Annotated in this window: 13 protein-coding genes and 1 CRISPR repeat array; of the genes, 9 read left to right on the top strand and 4 right to left on the bottom strand. The window is 30.2% G+C overall.

Going from position 1 to position 15,320, the window contains the following annotated elements:
- The first annotated feature begins 4 nt into the window (after positions 1-4).
- Positions 5-445 carry a hypothetical protein gene (locus FAY47_RS04985; RefSeq protein WP_143315336.1) on the top strand — a complete coding sequence of 147 codons (441 nt, stop codon included), beginning with the start codon at positions 5-7 and terminating at the stop codon, positions 443-445.
- A 13-nt stretch (positions 446-458) separates the two neighbouring features.
- Here FAY47_RS04985 and FAY47_RS04980 read toward each other — a convergent pair whose 3' ends face one another.
- On the bottom strand, positions 459-2,177 hold the full coding sequence (locus tag FAY47_RS04980) for a S8 family peptidase (protein WP_143315335.1): 1,719 nt from the start codon (positions 2,175-2,177) through the stop codon (positions 459-461).
- A 13-nt stretch (positions 2,178-2,190) separates the two neighbouring features.
- A complete protein-coding gene (locus FAY47_RS04975; RefSeq protein ID WP_143315334.1) occupies positions 2,191-3,996 on the bottom strand; it encodes a S8 family peptidase in 1,806 nt (601 codons plus the stop codon).
- 191 nt (positions 3,997-4,187) lie between these two features.
- On the opposite strand from FAY47_RS04975, the gene FAY47_RS04970 reads away from it, so the two are divergent.
- From FAY47_RS04970 to FAY47_RS04960, 3 genes are all read left to right on the top strand, one after another.
- Positions 4,188-5,309 carry a GH25 family lysozyme gene (locus FAY47_RS04970; protein ID WP_143315333.1) on the top strand — a complete coding sequence of 374 codons (1,122 nt, stop codon included), beginning with the start codon at positions 4,188-4,190 and terminating at the stop codon, positions 5,307-5,309.
- Positions 5,310-5,380: 71 nt separating this feature from the next.
- Positions 5,381-5,758: a Rid family detoxifying hydrolase gene (locus FAY47_RS04965; protein WP_143315332.1), complete on the top strand. Its 378-nt coding sequence runs from the start codon at positions 5,381-5,383 to the stop codon at positions 5,756-5,758.
- Positions 5,759-6,084: 326 nt separating this feature from the next.
- Positions 6,085-6,753: a hypothetical protein gene (locus FAY47_RS04960; protein ID WP_143315331.1), complete on the top strand. Its 669-nt coding sequence runs from the start codon at positions 6,085-6,087 to the stop codon at positions 6,751-6,753.
- 54 nt (positions 6,754-6,807) lie between these two features.
- On the opposite strand, the gene FAY47_RS04955 is transcribed toward FAY47_RS04960, so the two are convergent.
- Positions 6,808-8,415: a DEAD/DEAH box helicase gene (locus tag FAY47_RS04955; protein ID WP_143315330.1), complete on the bottom strand. Its 1,608-nt coding sequence runs from the start codon at positions 8,413-8,415 to the stop codon at positions 6,808-6,810.
- A gap of 135 nt (positions 8,416-8,550) precedes the next feature.
- Entirely contained in the window at positions 8,551-10,449 is a 1,899-nt protein-coding gene (locus FAY47_RS04950; RefSeq protein ID WP_143315329.1) for an NAD(+) synthase, read from the bottom strand.
- Between the two features lie 298 nt (positions 10,450-10,747).
- On the opposite strand from FAY47_RS04950, the gene FAY47_RS04945 reads away from it, so the two are divergent.
- From FAY47_RS04945 to FAY47_RS04925, 5 genes are all read left to right on the top strand, one after another.
- Positions 10,748-11,179, top strand: a complete 432-nt coding sequence (locus FAY47_RS04945; protein WP_143315328.1) for an NfeD family protein — start codon at positions 10,748-10,750, stop codon at positions 11,177-11,179.
- Positions 11,180-11,181: 2 nt separating this feature from the next.
- Positions 11,182-12,120, top strand: coding sequence for an SPFH domain-containing protein (locus FAY47_RS04940; protein ID WP_143315327.1), 939 nt, complete (start codon positions 11,182-11,184; stop codon positions 12,118-12,120).
- Positions 12,121-12,195: 75 nt separating this feature from the next.
- The gene (locus tag FAY47_RS04935; RefSeq protein ID WP_143315326.1) at positions 12,196-12,528 is read left to right on the top strand and encodes a hypothetical protein; all 333 of its coding nucleotides are present in this window, start codon (positions 12,196-12,198) and stop codon (positions 12,526-12,528) included.
- Between the two features lie 123 nt (positions 12,529-12,651).
- The gene (locus tag FAY47_RS04930; RefSeq protein WP_143315325.1) at positions 12,652-13,398 is read left to right on the top strand and encodes a heparan-alpha-glucosaminide N-acetyltransferase domain-containing protein; all 747 of its coding nucleotides are present in this window, start codon (positions 12,652-12,654) and stop codon (positions 13,396-13,398) included.
- Between the two features lie 336 nt (positions 13,399-13,734).
- Positions 13,735-14,415: a CRISPR direct-repeat array (repeat unit 23 nt; unit sequence ATTAACATGAGATGTATTTAAAT).
- Between the two features lie 101 nt (positions 14,416-14,516).
- Positions 14,517-15,314, top strand: a complete 798-nt coding sequence (locus FAY47_RS04925; RefSeq protein WP_143315324.1) for an amino acid ABC transporter substrate-binding protein — start codon at positions 14,517-14,519, stop codon at positions 15,312-15,314.
- Positions 15,315-15,320 lie beyond the last annotated feature (6 nt).

The following is a 15,320-nucleotide window of genomic DNA, read 5'->3' as shown; positions in this document are numbered from 1 at the left end:
GATATTGAAAAAAGATAGACTTACACAAGGTAATGAAAATAATAAAAGCAGTAAAGATTGGAATCAGTTTTTAATAGAACTTGGATGGAGCAATAGAGAAATTTTATCAGGACATATAGCTCTATATACAATAATACAAAGTATTATTGTAAGACATACTAGAAGAGCAATTTTATTAGATGACATAAATGGAACTAATTATAAAAATGATCCACAAGCTACATGTATACTTAAGAAATATCCTGGTTTAATTACTGGAACATTATTAGTCTTAGCTATAAATTCTGTGGAAGTAAGTTTTGAACAATTGGTTAATGCTTACTCTTTAGGGAAAGCAACAAAGCAGGAACTCAGAGATTTGCAGGATTCTTTAATATCTTCCTTTTTTGCATATGTGGCAGCAAAAATTAGTCATGAAATTGAAAGTAGAGCTCCATTTTACTAAAATGAATTTCAAGTTATCTCATATTTTGAAACATTGCCAGTATATTTAACATTCCATATCCCCATTGAGGATTAGGATAAATATCACCAGCTCTTTTTGTTGTTCCTCGAGCAAGGTATGTCTTTATAGTTTGAGAATACATTGTTGGATCATTTCCATCTACAATTCCCCATTGGAGTAATAATGCGCAAGCACCAGAAACTACAGCAGCAGATACGCTTGTTCCATTAACAACAGTGGTAGAATTATTTGGAGCAACTGTAACGGCATTAACACCACCAGCCGCAACAGTAATTCCAATGCGGTTATTGCCAGTAAAACCTACCCCTGAATAGTTTAGAATATTATTATTATTTTGATTGTAAGCAGCAGCAGTAATTATAAAAGCTGTATTACCTGGATTGGTTAAAGTTCCATAAATATCTGATGGCATAAGTCTAGTTCCTCCAACTGTTATTCCACTTTGAGGTATCCAAGCATTAAAGTTTCCATCTAGAATATATTCGCCTATTATTCTAATTCTCCATATGCCAGGCTGAAGTTTATAGATTCTAATGCGAATTAATTCGTTACCACTGTTTTCTTCTGGAGTGTAGAAATTTATTTTCATCGATGTTTTTTCAAATAGAAAAGTATAAGTTTCAGTAACATTAATTAAAGCACGTATAGGCCCAGTATTTTCTCCAGATGGAGATACTATATCAACAGACAAAATATTGGGAGCATCAGACCAAATTTCAACCCAAAGATCTTTCTGCTCAGGAGAAACATCTATTTCAATTTCTTTATTTACGCCAGTTTCAGGTATAATTCCTGAAGTATGTTCACTTTCAGCACGTTCATTGCCTGCTCCTGTAATTACAACGATTCCAGTATTAGAGGAAATTGAATCTATATATTGAGAAACAATATCATTACCATCATGACTACCTAAGTTAGTACCAAGAGGAAAACATATGGCCATTGGTTTAAAAAAACTTAGGGCATATCTATTTAAAAATTCAAGTGCTGCAAATATAACTGTTACATTAAAAACTGGAATTTCTATATCAAATTGAGCCTCAAAAGAAAAATCTTCAATTAGTTTGATTACTACGAAATTGCACTCAGGGGCAATACCTTTTAAATTAGGGTTTTTTCCAGAGGCTCCAATTATACCTGCCATACTAGTTCCATGACCAAGAGTATCTTGTGTTGGTACTATGTCATAGGGAGATTTTCCTTCTCTTGAAGCATTTATTGCATCTTGTATTTTTTCTTTGCTAAAAACTGTTCCAAAATGAGGAGTATTAGTATTAGATGAATTTTCTGATGGGATAGTCATATCCCAAATTAATTCTATTCTGGTTTGTCCATTGGCATCCATAAATTCAGGACTTAAGTAATCTATACCTGAATCTAGTATAGCAACATTAACACCTCTTCCAGTAAGGCTTAATGGAAGATTTAATTGTAAAAAGTTAACTTGCGTAGCCTCTATTGGAGATATTTGCTGCAAAGTGTACATTTCTGCAGGTTTTACATAAACAATAGTAGGGAAAAAAGGACTTGTTATATTAATTTCAATGTCCTTTTTTACGGAAACTATAGCATATCTATTATTAATTATAGTTGCATAGTAATCAGGAAATCTAGAAAGATCTTCTTGAATGTTTCCTTGATATTGTACTACGTAGTGATCATAATTAACATCATAAAAGATATTTGAAGGTGTACCATTTACTCGCTTCATTTTAACTTTCCTTTCATTTTGGAATTCTTATAAATAAATTATTTATATTATATTCATGAAAATTTGATTGGTTTTCTTTTATATAATCTCTATTTACTTCACCATAGGATCTACTAATGATGTTAAAGGTATCTAACAAGTCAAAATCGCCATAACCTGTTTCTCTATTAGGAAATTTATAAATAGCATTTCTATAGGCACCGTAGTATAGGTAGCTTCTTATCTTCCTTGAATGCATAGTTCTATCATTATTTTTAACAATTCCCCATTCCAATAGAAGGGCAGAGGCCCCTGCTACTATAGAAGCTGCAGCAGAACTACCAGAAAGGGTGGTGTTTCCACCACCAACCTGGGTAGTTAAGATATTAGTACCTAATGTGGCTACATCAGGATTTATGATACCATCTGTATTATAACCTCTTCCAGAGGATGGCATTCTAGCACCATTTTCACCAAAGTATGCTACTGTCACAATATTAAGAGCGGTACTTGGAACTGATAAAGTACTATATGGGTCAGGTTCAAGAAATACTGTTCCTTCAGGTAAAGTGATTTTAGGTGGAAGCCATATATCGAATCGGCCATTGACTATATATTCACCTGTAATTTGAAATTTCCAAATACCAGGCTTTATATTTTTAAAATCTACTTGAATCATCTCATGTCCTGTAAAATGTTCCGGAGTTAAGTATCTAATTTCCATAATAGTATTTGTATATACAAATAAATGACTGTCGCGCTTGCCAATTTTAGATTCATACAAGGTTGAAGATTCTCCAGTTGGAGAAATTACTCTTAAAGAAACACGACTTGGTTTTTGAACTACTATTCTAAAGCCAAGTTGTTTCATTTCTCTAGGAATCCTAAGTTCAACAGTTTTTGAATCTCCAACTGACACAATGGTTCCAGATGCATGTCCTTGAGAGTCACCTTCATTACCAACTCCTATTACAGTGCATATTCCTCTTATATTTCCTAAACTTGCTATATATCTAGCAGTTAAACTTAAAGTATCATGACTAAGATCCGTAGTTCCAAGATTTAGACTAATGACCATAGGTCTATTTAAGTTAAGACTAATATTTTTTACATGCTCTAAAGCTGCAATAAGTTCTGAAGCATTATAAACAGGAACATTTACTATGCCATTATCGGATAAAAGCTTTTTAAAATAGGAAGACTGAGAGAGTTTAACTATTACAAAATCGCAATCATGTGCAACACCTTGAAGTTCACCAGCGTAACCTCTAGCTCCAATAATCCCAGCAACTTTTGTTCCATGACCAATTTCATCTCTAGATGGGACTATTTGATAGGGATCCTGATTGTTTTTTGAAGCAGCTATAGCTTGATTAATTTGTTCATTTGTATAAATTTCACCCATATGAACTGAAGGATTGGTGGTAGTAGTTATTGACTGATCCCATATACTAAGTATTCTAGATGTTCCATCCTCTCTTATGAATTCTTGGTTAAGATAATCTATGCCAGTATCAATAATACCAACTAAAACACCTCTGCCAGTCAAGTTTAAATATGGACTGATCTTAATAGTATTTATATTATCCACGTTAGAAGGGGAGGTTTCTTCTAAAACAAATATAGGGTTATAGCCTATAAAAATAATAGCAGGAACATCAATTAAGATTTGTTCCAAATATTTATCCTCTAAAGATATAACCCCAATACTTTCAGTAATTATATCTCCGCAGGCATAAGAAACCTTATCTATTTGTTCTTTAAAATTGCCTCTATATTCAACTAAATGATTTGCTGTATTAGATTCATGGTAAAGATTGCAAGCACGTGAATTTTGCATTGTTAACTCCAATTTAATAAGCTTTAATAATATTTTATTTTTAATTTACAGTATTAATGATAAAATTTTGGGAAATGCGGAGTAGAGTGTAAATTATATAGTTTATTTGTGCATATAACACATTTATTAATATGAGAACATATTTATATATAAAATGGAAAGAACTAACGTGAATTATATGGAGGATAAAAATGAGAGGAATAGATGTATCAAATCATAATGGAAATATTGATTTTGATAAGGTTAAAAATAGTGGAATAGAGTTAGTATATATTAAGGCAACAGAAGGAACTACTTATCAAGATCCTTTTAGAGAAATAAATTATAATGGTGCTACCAGTGCTGGGTTACAAGTAGGATTTTATCATTTCCTAGTAGGAAGTAGCTCACCAGAAACTCAAGCAGAGAATTTCTATAATGTAATAAAGAATAAAAATAATTATTTAAAACCATGTCTTGATTTGGAGACGGCAGGATTTGATGTAATGGATTATGCTTTAAGATTTATTAGTAAATTTAACTCATTAACAGATTTGCCTATTGCAATTTATTCATCGCCTTATTTTATTAATAACAATTTAGATAGCAGGCTTGCAAACTATCCATTATGGGTTGCTCATTATGGAGTAACAACACCAACTAGTAATAATGTTTGGGGATCAAGTTATGTTGGACATCAATATACAAGTAATGGGAGAGTAGATGGGATAAATGGAAATTGTGATCTAAATAATTTTTATGATGGTATACTCGTTTCCAGTAGAAATAATGATCCATCACCTGCAGCTGAAACAATGGTAGAAAGAGGGAGGAGATTTGTAGGGTCCAGATGTAAAGAACTTCAGGAAAAATTAATTGCAAGAGGGTATGATTGTGGAGGATATGGAGCTGATGGTATTTTTGGTGAAGGAACATTAAATTCTTTGCTACAATTTCAAACAGATAATGGATTAGTTGCTGATGGATTAGCAGGACCATTAACTTTTGCAAAACTTAATAGTGGAAATAGTACAGTAGATGATGTAGTAAGAAAGCTACAAAGTGAAATAAATTCACAAGGTTTTGGGAATATCGCGGTAGATGGAATAGTTGGGGAGGAGACTTTAAGTCATGTTCCAGTAATAAGATATGGAGCTAATGGGGAAATAACAAAATGTCTTCAGATTCTTTTAAATCGTAAAGGATATAACTTGGCTGCAGATGGAGTATTTGGAGATAATACTTTAAATGCGGTTAAGTCTTTTCAAAGTAAAAAAGGCCTTTTAGTAGATGGAATAGTTGGAAAAAATACTTGGAGTAGTTTATTAAAGTAGATGTTGAAATATCCTTAAAAGAAATATATACTTATGTAAAGTTTAGTATATATGTTGAAGGAAGGGATATTATGAAAAAGGAAGTAGTTTTTACTGAAAAAGCACCTAAAGCTATTGGGCCATATTCTCAAGGAGTTAAAGTAGGAGAATTAATCTTTACATCAGGACAAATACCATTAGTGCCTGAGTCTGGAGTAATGGTTACTGAAATAAAAGAAGCAACAAAGCAGAGCTTAGAAAATGTGAAGTCTATACTTGAAGCCGCTGGCAGTTCTTTGGATAAGGTTGTGAAGGTTGTAGTTTTCATTAAGGATATGGATGATTTTCCAGTAATCAATGAGATTTATGGAGAATATTTTAAAGAAAATACTCCAGCTAGAAGTCTTGTTCAGGTTGCTAAGTTACCTAAAGATGCTTTACTTGAGATAGAAGCAATAGCTCATATTTAACTTAAAATAAATTTTGAATGATAGGTATAAATGTCTATTTTGAATTTATGAAATTATAGGAAGAAATATATTTTTTAAAGAGGAAAAGTAGTAGCTTCATAGGTAAATACATTATTGACATTTATACCTTTAACAACATATTACTAAAGCTCAAGAAATATACTTGTTTTATAATTTTTTTTGCTTCGAACACTTAAATTATGTAGTATTTAAATTAAAACGTTTTATAAGACCATATAATAGCATTTTACGATATATTTATTGATTTTCTTTATGGTAAATTATAAACTTGTTCTTGGATAAAATTGTTGGATCGGGGGAGAAAAATGAAGAACAAAGTGAAAAAAATAATAGCAACAATATGTATAGTAACTTTGTCAGCGCCATTAATAGCATGTGGTGGACAAGATAAAAAAGCACCGGAAGAGGTTGTAAAAACATATATTGGAACTTATTTGAAGTCAAAAGATGTTAATTATGAGAAAACAAAAGTAGATAAAGATACTGCAGAAGATTTAGCAAATAAACGCGACTATAATTTAGTAGTGACTTTTAATTTAGATGGAGAAGATATGGAAGGTGATTTTGTAAAAGCATTACATTCAGCCTTGTCTAAAGTAAAGTATAATGTGACTTCATCAGAAGTAGATAAAGCTAAAGCTAAAGTATCTTTAGAAATAGAAGGCATTAATTTAGATGATGTAGAAAAAGATGGATTGGGAAAATTGAAAGAAGAAAAGAAAAAGAAAACAATGAATGTTGAAGAGAGTATGAATTACCTTGGTAAAGTTGTAATAGATGATCTTAACGATATAAAATTAGATGATAGTAAAACTGTAGAACTTGAATTAAATCAAGATTCTAATAAAGTATGGACTTTAACAGATGATAGTATAAGCAAACTAGAAGCAGCTATTACTGAAAAAGATTCCTATGAAAGAATTAAAGAAAAAGTTCCAGATAACTTTAAAGAAGTTATTAATCAGGCATCCTAAAAATTCACCTTATATAAAAAAAACTATCCAATTTTAAATTGGATAGTTTTTTTATTATCTTCTTTTAGTAGCTACTTCAACATTAACTTTTCTTTTATTAATCTTGTTTCCAGTACATGCTGAAAGAACTTTATCTGAAATGTCCTTATCAACAGTAACAAATGAAAAACTTTCAAGTATATCTATTTTATTAACTTTCTTGCCATTTATATTAGCCTTTTCAGTTATAAATTTTACTAAAGTTTTTGGTGTTAAATTATCTCTTTTTCCAATAGAGAAGAATAATCTAACATCATCACGATTTTTAAAACGATCTGTACCGTAAGAAGTTTCTCTTTTAGGAGTTTCCAAAGCATCACTAGTATAGTTAAAGCTCATTTCCTTATTAAATTGCATTTTCATAAGTGCAGCAACCACATCAACTGGGTTGTAATTTTCACAAAGAGTGTTAGCAAGTTTAACATATTTAGAGCAATCTTCATTAAGTAAAACTTGTTCTATTTCCTTAGATTTAGAGTTAAACTTTGATTCTAAAATTTCTTCAACTGTTGGAACAGGCATTTTTGTTATAGTACCTTTTGTAACTCTTTTAATTTGGTTAAGCATTGAAAATTCTCTTGGAGTAATGAAAGAGTAAGCAGTACCTTCTCTGTTAGCTCTACCAGTTCTTCCTATTCTATGGACATAACTTTCAACATCTTGAGTCAAGTCATAATTTATAACGTGAGTAATTCCTTCTACATCAATACCTCTTGCAGCTACATCTGTTGCAACTAAGTAACTTAAAGAACCTTCTTTAAATCTTTTTAAAGTTCTCATTCTATGGAGTTGAGACATATCACCATGCATTCCTTCAACAACATAGTTTCTTGATTGAAGACCTTCAACTAAATCATCAACACCTTTTTTAGTTCTACAAAAGATGATTGCAGCGCTAGGTGTGTCATAATCTAATACTCTGCATAAGGCTTCAAATTTATTTCTTTGATTAACTTCAAAAAATCCTTGCTTAATCTTAGAAACTGTCATAGCAACTTTTTTTATGTTAACTATTTTAACATCTTTCTTCATATACTTCTTAGCTAATTTCTCAATTTGAGGTGGCATAGTAGCAGAGAATAATAGTGTTTGTCTTTCCTTAGGTAGTTCTTTTATAACTTCTTCTATATCTTCAATGAAGCCCATATTAAGCATTTCATCAGCTTCATCTAAAACTAAGAATTGAGCATCTTCTAAGTGAAGAGCCTTTCTTCTAATAAGATCAAGAACTCTTCCTGGAGTACCAACAACTACATCAACACCTCTTTTAAGTTCTCTAAGCTGCTTTTGAATAGAATCTCCGCCGTATATTGGTAAAACGTTAATCTTATCATATTTTGATAATTTATTTAATTCTTCGTAAACTTGAATTGCAAGTTCTCTTGTTGGAGCTAAAACTATAGCACCAATATTGCCAGTTTTAACAAGGTTGTTTAATAAAGAACAACCAAAGGCAGCAGTTTTACCTGTACCAGTTTGTGCTTGACCTATAAGATCATGTCCTTCTAATGCTAAAGGAATAGCCTCTGCTTGAATTTGAGATGGATTGACATAACCTAAGTCGTCTATAGCCTTTATTATCTCATTTTTTAAATTTAAATCTTTGAACGTAATTTTTTCCATGTAATGTTCCCTTCATTTTATATTTGCTTCATATATTATTAAACTTTTTAAATTGCACATTTAAACATCATATATATTTGCACTAACTTTCTAAGTATAGCCTAATTGAAAGAATAATGCAAAGAATTTTAAATATTATTTCCAAGGTGCTGCATCAGAAGGCATTCTTAAATCTCCTCTTGGGGATAGTGATATTGATCCAACTTTAGGTCCATCTGGTAGTGCGCTCCTCTTAAATTGTTGTGTAAAGAATCTCCACATAAACTTATCTAACCACTTTTGAATTTCGTCTTCACTATAGTCATCCTTAAAAGCATTTTTTGCTAAAAAGAAAATTCTTTCCTTAGATGACCCATGTTTCATAAAATGATATAGGAAGAAATCATGTAATTCATAAGGGCCTACAATATCTTCTGTTTTTTGAGTGATTTTACCTTCATCATCCTTTGGTAAAAGCTCAGGACTTACAGGAGTTTCAAGAATATCAATTAATGTTGAGCGAACAGTAGAAGTTGATTCCTTTTCCGCAACGTATCTTACAAGGTATCTTACAAGACTCTTAGGGATTGAAGGATTAACAGAGTACATAGACATATGGTCTCCGTTATAAGTACACCAACCTAAAGCTAGTTCTGATAAATCACCAGTTCCAATAAGCAGACCACCTTCTTTATTAGCTAAATCCATAAGGATTTGAGTCCTTTCCCTTGCTTGAACATTTTCATAAGTAACATCGTGGATATCTTTATCATGGCCAATATCTTCAAAATGTTGAAGAGAAGCTTTAACTATATTAATTTCTCTTAAATCACAACCAAGTTCTCTGCATAAGCTTAAAGCATTATTATATGTTCTATCAGTTGTTCCAAAGCCTGGCATGGTTATTGCTACAATATTATTCATTGGATAATTTAACAGTTCAAAAGTTTTAACAATAACTAGTAAGGCTAATGTAGAATCAAGTCCACCTGAAATTCCTATAACTGCCTTTTTAAGCCCTGTATGTTCAAATCTCTTAGCTAAAGCAGAAGATTGAATATTAAATATCTCTTTAGAACGTATTTCTCTTTCAAGATCATTAGATGGAACGAATGGATGTTTATCTACATATCTATCAAATTCCTTTAAAACTACATCTTCATATGAGAAATTTATAGTCTTAGGAGACATATTTAACATTCTAGTAGAATCTCTAAAGCTAAGGTTTTTCATTCTTTCAGCATTTAGCTTAAAAATATCAACTATAGAATAAATTACTTCGTTATCTCTTTGGAAACGCTTATTCTCCTTTAGTATGCCCCCATTTTCTCCAATTAATAAATGTCCGCTAAATAATAAATCTGTAGTAGATTCATGAACGCCTGCAGAAGAGTAAATATATGAACAAATACAGCGGGCACTCTGATTTTTAATAAGATCACGTCTGTAGTCCATTTTGCTGACAAGTTCATTTGATGCGGAAAGATTACCTATTATATTAGCTCCCATAAGAGCTAAATAGGAACTTGGAGGAATAGTAACCCAAAGATCTTCGCAAATTTCAACACCAAAAGTAAAATCAGCACATGAGAAAAGAAGGTTTGTACCAAAATCAATATCTTTTTGAAATGGAAGATCAATTATTTTATTTGTTATTCCAATTCCCTCAGTAAACCAGCGTTTTTCATAGAATTCACTGTAATTTGGTATATATGATTTAGGAACTATACCAAGAATCTTTCCTTTAAATAATATGTATGCTGCATTATATAAAGTACTCTTATGTAGTAGTGGGGCACCGACAGCTATAAGAATATCTAAGTTTTTAGTGTCTTCAAGTAAATTATGAATTCCTTCAATAGATTTATTTAGCAAAGTGCTTTGCAAAAATAAATCAGAACAAGTATAAGAAGTTATAGATAATTCTGGGAATACAATTAATTTTGCTCCGTTTTTCACAGCGTCTTTTGTACATTCTAAAATATTAGAAATGTTAAAATTTACATCGCCTACTTTTGTAATAGGGCAAGCAGATGCTACTTTAATAAAATCCATGTATTTCAACTCCATTGTGTAATTATTTTTTACTACATTAATAGTAGTATTTCATTTATTTTAGGTATATAAACATAATAAAATGAAAATTTTAGAAAAGCAATGAAAAATAAAGAAAGAGAAAGAATAATCACTTAAAGAGTTATTTTATAACTTATAAAGAGAGAAAATTAAACTTGTAAGCTTGGACCTTTGGAAATAGAATGTATTCATAGATAAATTAACTAACAAGAAATAGGTACTTAATGGTATAATGGAAACATATATACTAGTATTAATAATGAAAGGGGAGATGATAATGGGAATGCTTATATTTTGGCTAGTTCTTTCTATTGTTGCATTATTGGTTGATGCTTTTACTAGTGCATTTTTATTTATATGGTTTGCTTTTGGTGGTGTGGCAGCTATAATTGCAAGCTATTTAGGGGCAGGACTTATGTTACAGATTGCTTTATTTGTCTTAGTTAGTTTAATTGCAGTGGCAATTGGATATCCATGGGCTAAGAAAAAATTTAAGACTTCAATAAAGCCTACACCGCTTATGGAAGAAACTTATGTAGGAAAAGAATTTGTAGCAGAAGAAGAGATCGGAGAAAAAACAAGATTAAAAGTGTCAGGAATTTATTGGACAGGATACAATGAAGGAAATATAATAAAAAAAGGACAAAAATTTAAGATAGTGGGAATAGATGGGAATAAATTAATGATTAATGGAATCGAGGAGGAATAATTATGAATGGATTAATAGTTGCAGGAGCAGTAGTACTTATAGTAATAATAGTTTTATTAGCATCAATAAGAATAGTAAATACAGGATATGTTTACGTGGTAGAGCGTTTAGGACAGTTTCATAAGGTATTAGAACCAGGGTGGCACTTTTTAATTCCTTTTGTAGACTTTGTTAGAAAAAGGGTATCTACAAAACAACAAATTTTAGATGTAGAACCTCAATCAGTTATAACAAAAGATAATGTTAAGATTTCAGTAGATAATGTTATATTCTATAAGCTTTTAAATGCAAAGGATGCAGTGTATAATATAGAGAATTATAAGTCTGGTATAGTTTATTCATCTACTACTAATATGAGAAATATTATAGGTAATATGACATTGGATGAAGTATTGTCAGGTAGAGATAAGATAAACCAAGATTTATTAAGCATTATAGATGAAGTTACAGATGCATATGGTATTAAAATACTTTCAGTAGAAATTAAAAACATAGTACCTCCAGGCGAAATACAACAAGCTATGGAGAAGCAAATGAAGGCTGAAAGAGACAAAAGAGCTGCAATACTTGTTGCAGAAGGACAAAGACAATCACAAATAGAAAAAGCAGAAGGTGAAAAGAGAGCTAAGATTTTAGCTGCAGAAGCAGAAAAAGAAGCTCAGATAAGAAGAGCAGAAGGTTTAAAAGAATCTCAACTTTTAGAAGCTGAAGGTAAAGCAAAAGCTATAGAAGAAATAGCAAAAGCAGAATCAGAAGCTATTATGAAAGTTAATAGGGCAATTATTGAGTCTGGAACAGATGAAAAAGTTATTGCATTAAAACAAGTTGAAGCTTTAAAGGAAATGGCTAATAATCCTGCTAATAAGCTTATATTGCCAAACGAAACTTTATCTTCTCTTGGAAGCATAGCTGCAATAGGAGAGATGCTTAAAGGAAAGTAATAAAACTATAAAAACATTTCACAGCTTTATATAGCTGTGAAATGTAAACAGAAAAATGAACGGGGTGTTGCTTTGATGGTTATTTTTATAATTTCCTTAGTGACCGTAATATTAGGATTTACTATTTATATTAAAAAGTTATATAAGCTAGGGTACATGTTTTTTTACTATAAGTCTATTGATAAATGTTATAAGGTTAATAACGAAAAAGACAGAGATGAAATAGCTGAAATTACTGGAGCGTATATGATGGTTGTTGGATTGATTATAGGGGTAATTTATCTACTATCCATGGCTATAGATTTAAAAGTCTTGCTTTTAATATTACTAATATTTATCCCATTTTTTCATTATAGACTTTATAGAAGTCTTCATGAATATAAGGGCGAAAAAATAGAAGAAGAATAAAGATTAGAAAGAAGTACATAAAAATGTATTTCTTTTTTTAATACTTTAGATTACTGCGGAATGAATTAGTATGGACAACTATGGGAATAATTAAGGTAAAAAGTTATTGTTATAGGAGATCATATGAAAAAACGTGTCCAGTTAATTGATGAGTTAAGAGGCTTAGCTATAATACTTATGATAATATACCATTTTATTTATCAATATGTATTATGGATGTCATCAAATAGTAAAATTTTAGATAACATAATAATTGAAGGTATTAGGTTAGGGGCAGAGTTTTTGTTTATAACTATATCAGGAATTAGTAGTTCATTTAGTAGAAATAATTTTAGAAGAGGATTAATTTGTGTTTACTTAGGAATTTTCATAACAGTTGTAACTTATATTTTTGTACCTAGAGAATTAATTTCATTTGGAATATTACATTTCCTTGGGATTTCAATAATTTTTTATGAACTTTTGATAGATAGGATAAGAAAAATTACCCCTAATAGGGGATTGGTTTTATCTCTTATTCTCTTTATCGTTACCTATGTTGTCTTATATGAAGGGTCATATTTAAAAGAACGTATGAAATTATCTTGGATAATTAATCTTAAAAATAATGGATATCTTAACTTTATTGGAATAAAGTCGAATTCTTTCATTAGTTCTGATTTTTTCCCTATTATTCCTTGGTTTTTTCTATTTCTTTCAGGAGGATTTATAGGGGAGAAGATTAAGAAAATAGATAAGATTAAAGATGGAAATAAGATTGAGTTTTTAATTTTTTTAAGATGGCTTGGACGAAATTCTCTTTTAATTTATATGACTCATATTCCTATAATAATTGGGATTATTTTTTTCATAAAGTATATAGTTCTATAAGCCTACCAAAACTTTTATTAGATTTTTTGCACTCTGAGAAGAAGGGATTTATGGTATATTCTAATATTCTTGTATTCTGAAGAATATTAGAATATTAGAATACAAAGGGGAAATTAGCCGTGGATATAATATTTATGGATGAGACATATTTTTATAGGCAAATTTACCAGGCAGATTTATTTTAAAAATATGGTTAGAGTAGAGTATCAGTGGAGTTGTAGTATATGAATTTTTCTTCCTTAAATTTAGACATTCGCTTGGTAAAAAGGAGATAGAATGAGATTATTGCAGCCTGGTGATTGATTGTAGTATTATAAGAATATAGAATTTTCTAGCATTAACCATTAACATGAGATGTATTTAAATTCTGGTGAAACTTTGCCATTAATTCTTAATATTGCAATTAACCATTAACATGAGATGTATTTAAATGTTGAAACTATGAGTAAACATTTGAGTAAAGAAGAAATTAACCATTAACATGAGATGTATTTAAATCTTTTAAAAGCTTCTCTTAGTTTATCAGCTACACCGATTAACCATTAACATGAGATGTATTTAAATTTCTTTCTTATCTGTAGCATATATAATTCTACATTGATTAACTATTAACATGAGATGTATTTAAATGGGGCATTAGGACTTATAAAAGGAATTTGGGGACCATTAACTATTAACATGAGATGTATTTAAATACCAGTTACTATTTATGAAATTGATACTAGTTTAAATTAACTATTAACATGAGATGTATTTAAATAAGGTAATCCAACAACAATTCTATTATGCTTATCATTAACTATTAACATGAGATGTATTTAAATTTATCTCTAACGACTATATAGCTATCTTTCATGCCAATTAACTATTAACATGAGATGTATTTAAATAATCTTGTTACTCCTGCCACTCTTACCATATCTATATTAACTATTAACATGAGATGTATTTAAATAGACTTGGATTTTTTCTTTCTGATTTAATATCACATATTATTAACATGCCACATATTTACCATTCTCCTTAAAACTCACAAAATTTTTATTGCATTTAGCGCTTTAGTATGATAAAGTATTAAATAAGTAAGAAACATAAAGCATATTTAAGGGGTGGCAAAAATGAACTTAAAAAACTTATTTAAAAAAGGATTAATCATAACAATGATTGGAACACTAGCTATAGGCATGGTTGCTTGTGGGAGTGATAAGAATAAAATAAAAACTTTAGATAAAGACGAAATAGTATTAGGTTTTGATGATACTTTTGTACCAATGGGATTTAAAGGCAATGATGGAAATTACACAGGTTTTGATATTGAGTTATCTGAAGCTGTAGGCAAAAAGTTAAATAAAAAGATTACTTTTCAACCTATAGATTGGACAATGAAAGAATCAGAACTTAAGAATGGAAATATAGATTTAATCTGGAATGGTTATTCAGTTACTGAAGATAGAAAGAAAGAAGTTGATTTTTCTAAATCATACTTAAAAAATAGACAAGTAATTATTACTTTAGCCAATTCTAATATAAGTTCAAAAGAAGACTTAAAAGGGAAAAAGGTAGCAGCTCAAGATCAATCAAGTGCAATTGATGCAATAGGTGATTACAAAGATAACTTTAAAGAGTTAGTTACATTTTCAACTAATGATGAAGCGCTAAGAGATTTAGAAGCTGGTAGAAGTGATGCAGTAGTTGCAGATGAAATTCTTTCAAGATATTATATAAATCTTAAAGGTGAAACTAAATATAAAGTTTTAAGTGATGATTTTGGTGATGAAGAATACGCTGTAGGTATCAGAAAAGGCGATAAAGAATTCTTAGATGCGTTTAATAAGGCATATGAAGAAGTAGTAGCAGACGGAACAGCTTCAGAAATCTCTAAAAAATGGTTTGGTGAAGATATAATACAAAAGTAATTTTTA

The organism is Clostridium sp. HBUAS56017 (genome assembly GCF_007115085.1).
In the GTDB taxonomy this organism is placed as follows: Bacteria; Bacillota; Clostridia; order Clostridiales; family Clostridiaceae; genus Clostridium; species Clostridium cibarium.
The sequence above is the reverse complement of the archived record's forward strand: the minus strand, read 5'-3'. Positions and strand labels throughout refer to the sequence as shown.

Excerpts from the sequence above, each read along its gene's own strand:
- FAY47_RS04980 (WP_143315335.1), bottom strand. The coding sequence starts at position 2,177 with ATGAAGCGAGTAAATGGTACACCTTCAAATATCTTTTATGATGTTAAT.
- FAY47_RS04975 (WP_143315334.1), bottom strand. The coding sequence starts at position 3,996 with ATGCAAAATTCACGTGCTTGCAATCTTTACCATGAATCTAATACAGCA.
- FAY47_RS04970 (WP_143315333.1), top strand. The coding sequence starts at position 4,188 with ATGAGAGGAATAGATGTATCAAATCATAATGGAAATATTGATTTTGAT.
- FAY47_RS04965 (WP_143315332.1), top strand. The coding sequence starts at position 5,381 with ATGAAAAAGGAAGTAGTTTTTACTGAAAAAGCACCTAAAGCTATTGGG.
- FAY47_RS04960 (WP_143315331.1), top strand. The coding sequence starts at position 6,085 with ATGAAGAACAAAGTGAAAAAAATAATAGCAACAATATGTATAGTAACT.
- FAY47_RS04955 (WP_143315330.1), bottom strand. The coding sequence starts at position 8,415 with ATGGAAAAAATTACGTTCAAAGATTTAAATTTAAAAAATGAGATAATA.
- FAY47_RS04950 (WP_143315329.1), bottom strand. The coding sequence starts at position 10,449 with ATGGATTTTATTAAAGTAGCATCTGCTTGCCCTATTACAAAAGTAGGC.
- FAY47_RS04945 (WP_143315328.1), top strand. The coding sequence starts at position 10,748 with ATGGGAATGCTTATATTTTGGCTAGTTCTTTCTATTGTTGCATTATTG.
- FAY47_RS04940 (WP_143315327.1), top strand. The coding sequence starts at position 11,182 with ATGAATGGATTAATAGTTGCAGGAGCAGTAGTACTTATAGTAATAATA.
- FAY47_RS04935 (WP_143315326.1), top strand. The coding sequence starts at position 12,196 with ATGGTTATTTTTATAATTTCCTTAGTGACCGTAATATTAGGATTTACT.
- FAY47_RS04930 (WP_143315325.1), top strand. The coding sequence starts at position 12,652 with ATGAAAAAACGTGTCCAGTTAATTGATGAGTTAAGAGGCTTAGCTATA.
- FAY47_RS04925 (WP_143315324.1), top strand. The coding sequence starts at position 14,517 with ATGAACTTAAAAAACTTATTTAAAAAAGGATTAATCATAACAATGATT.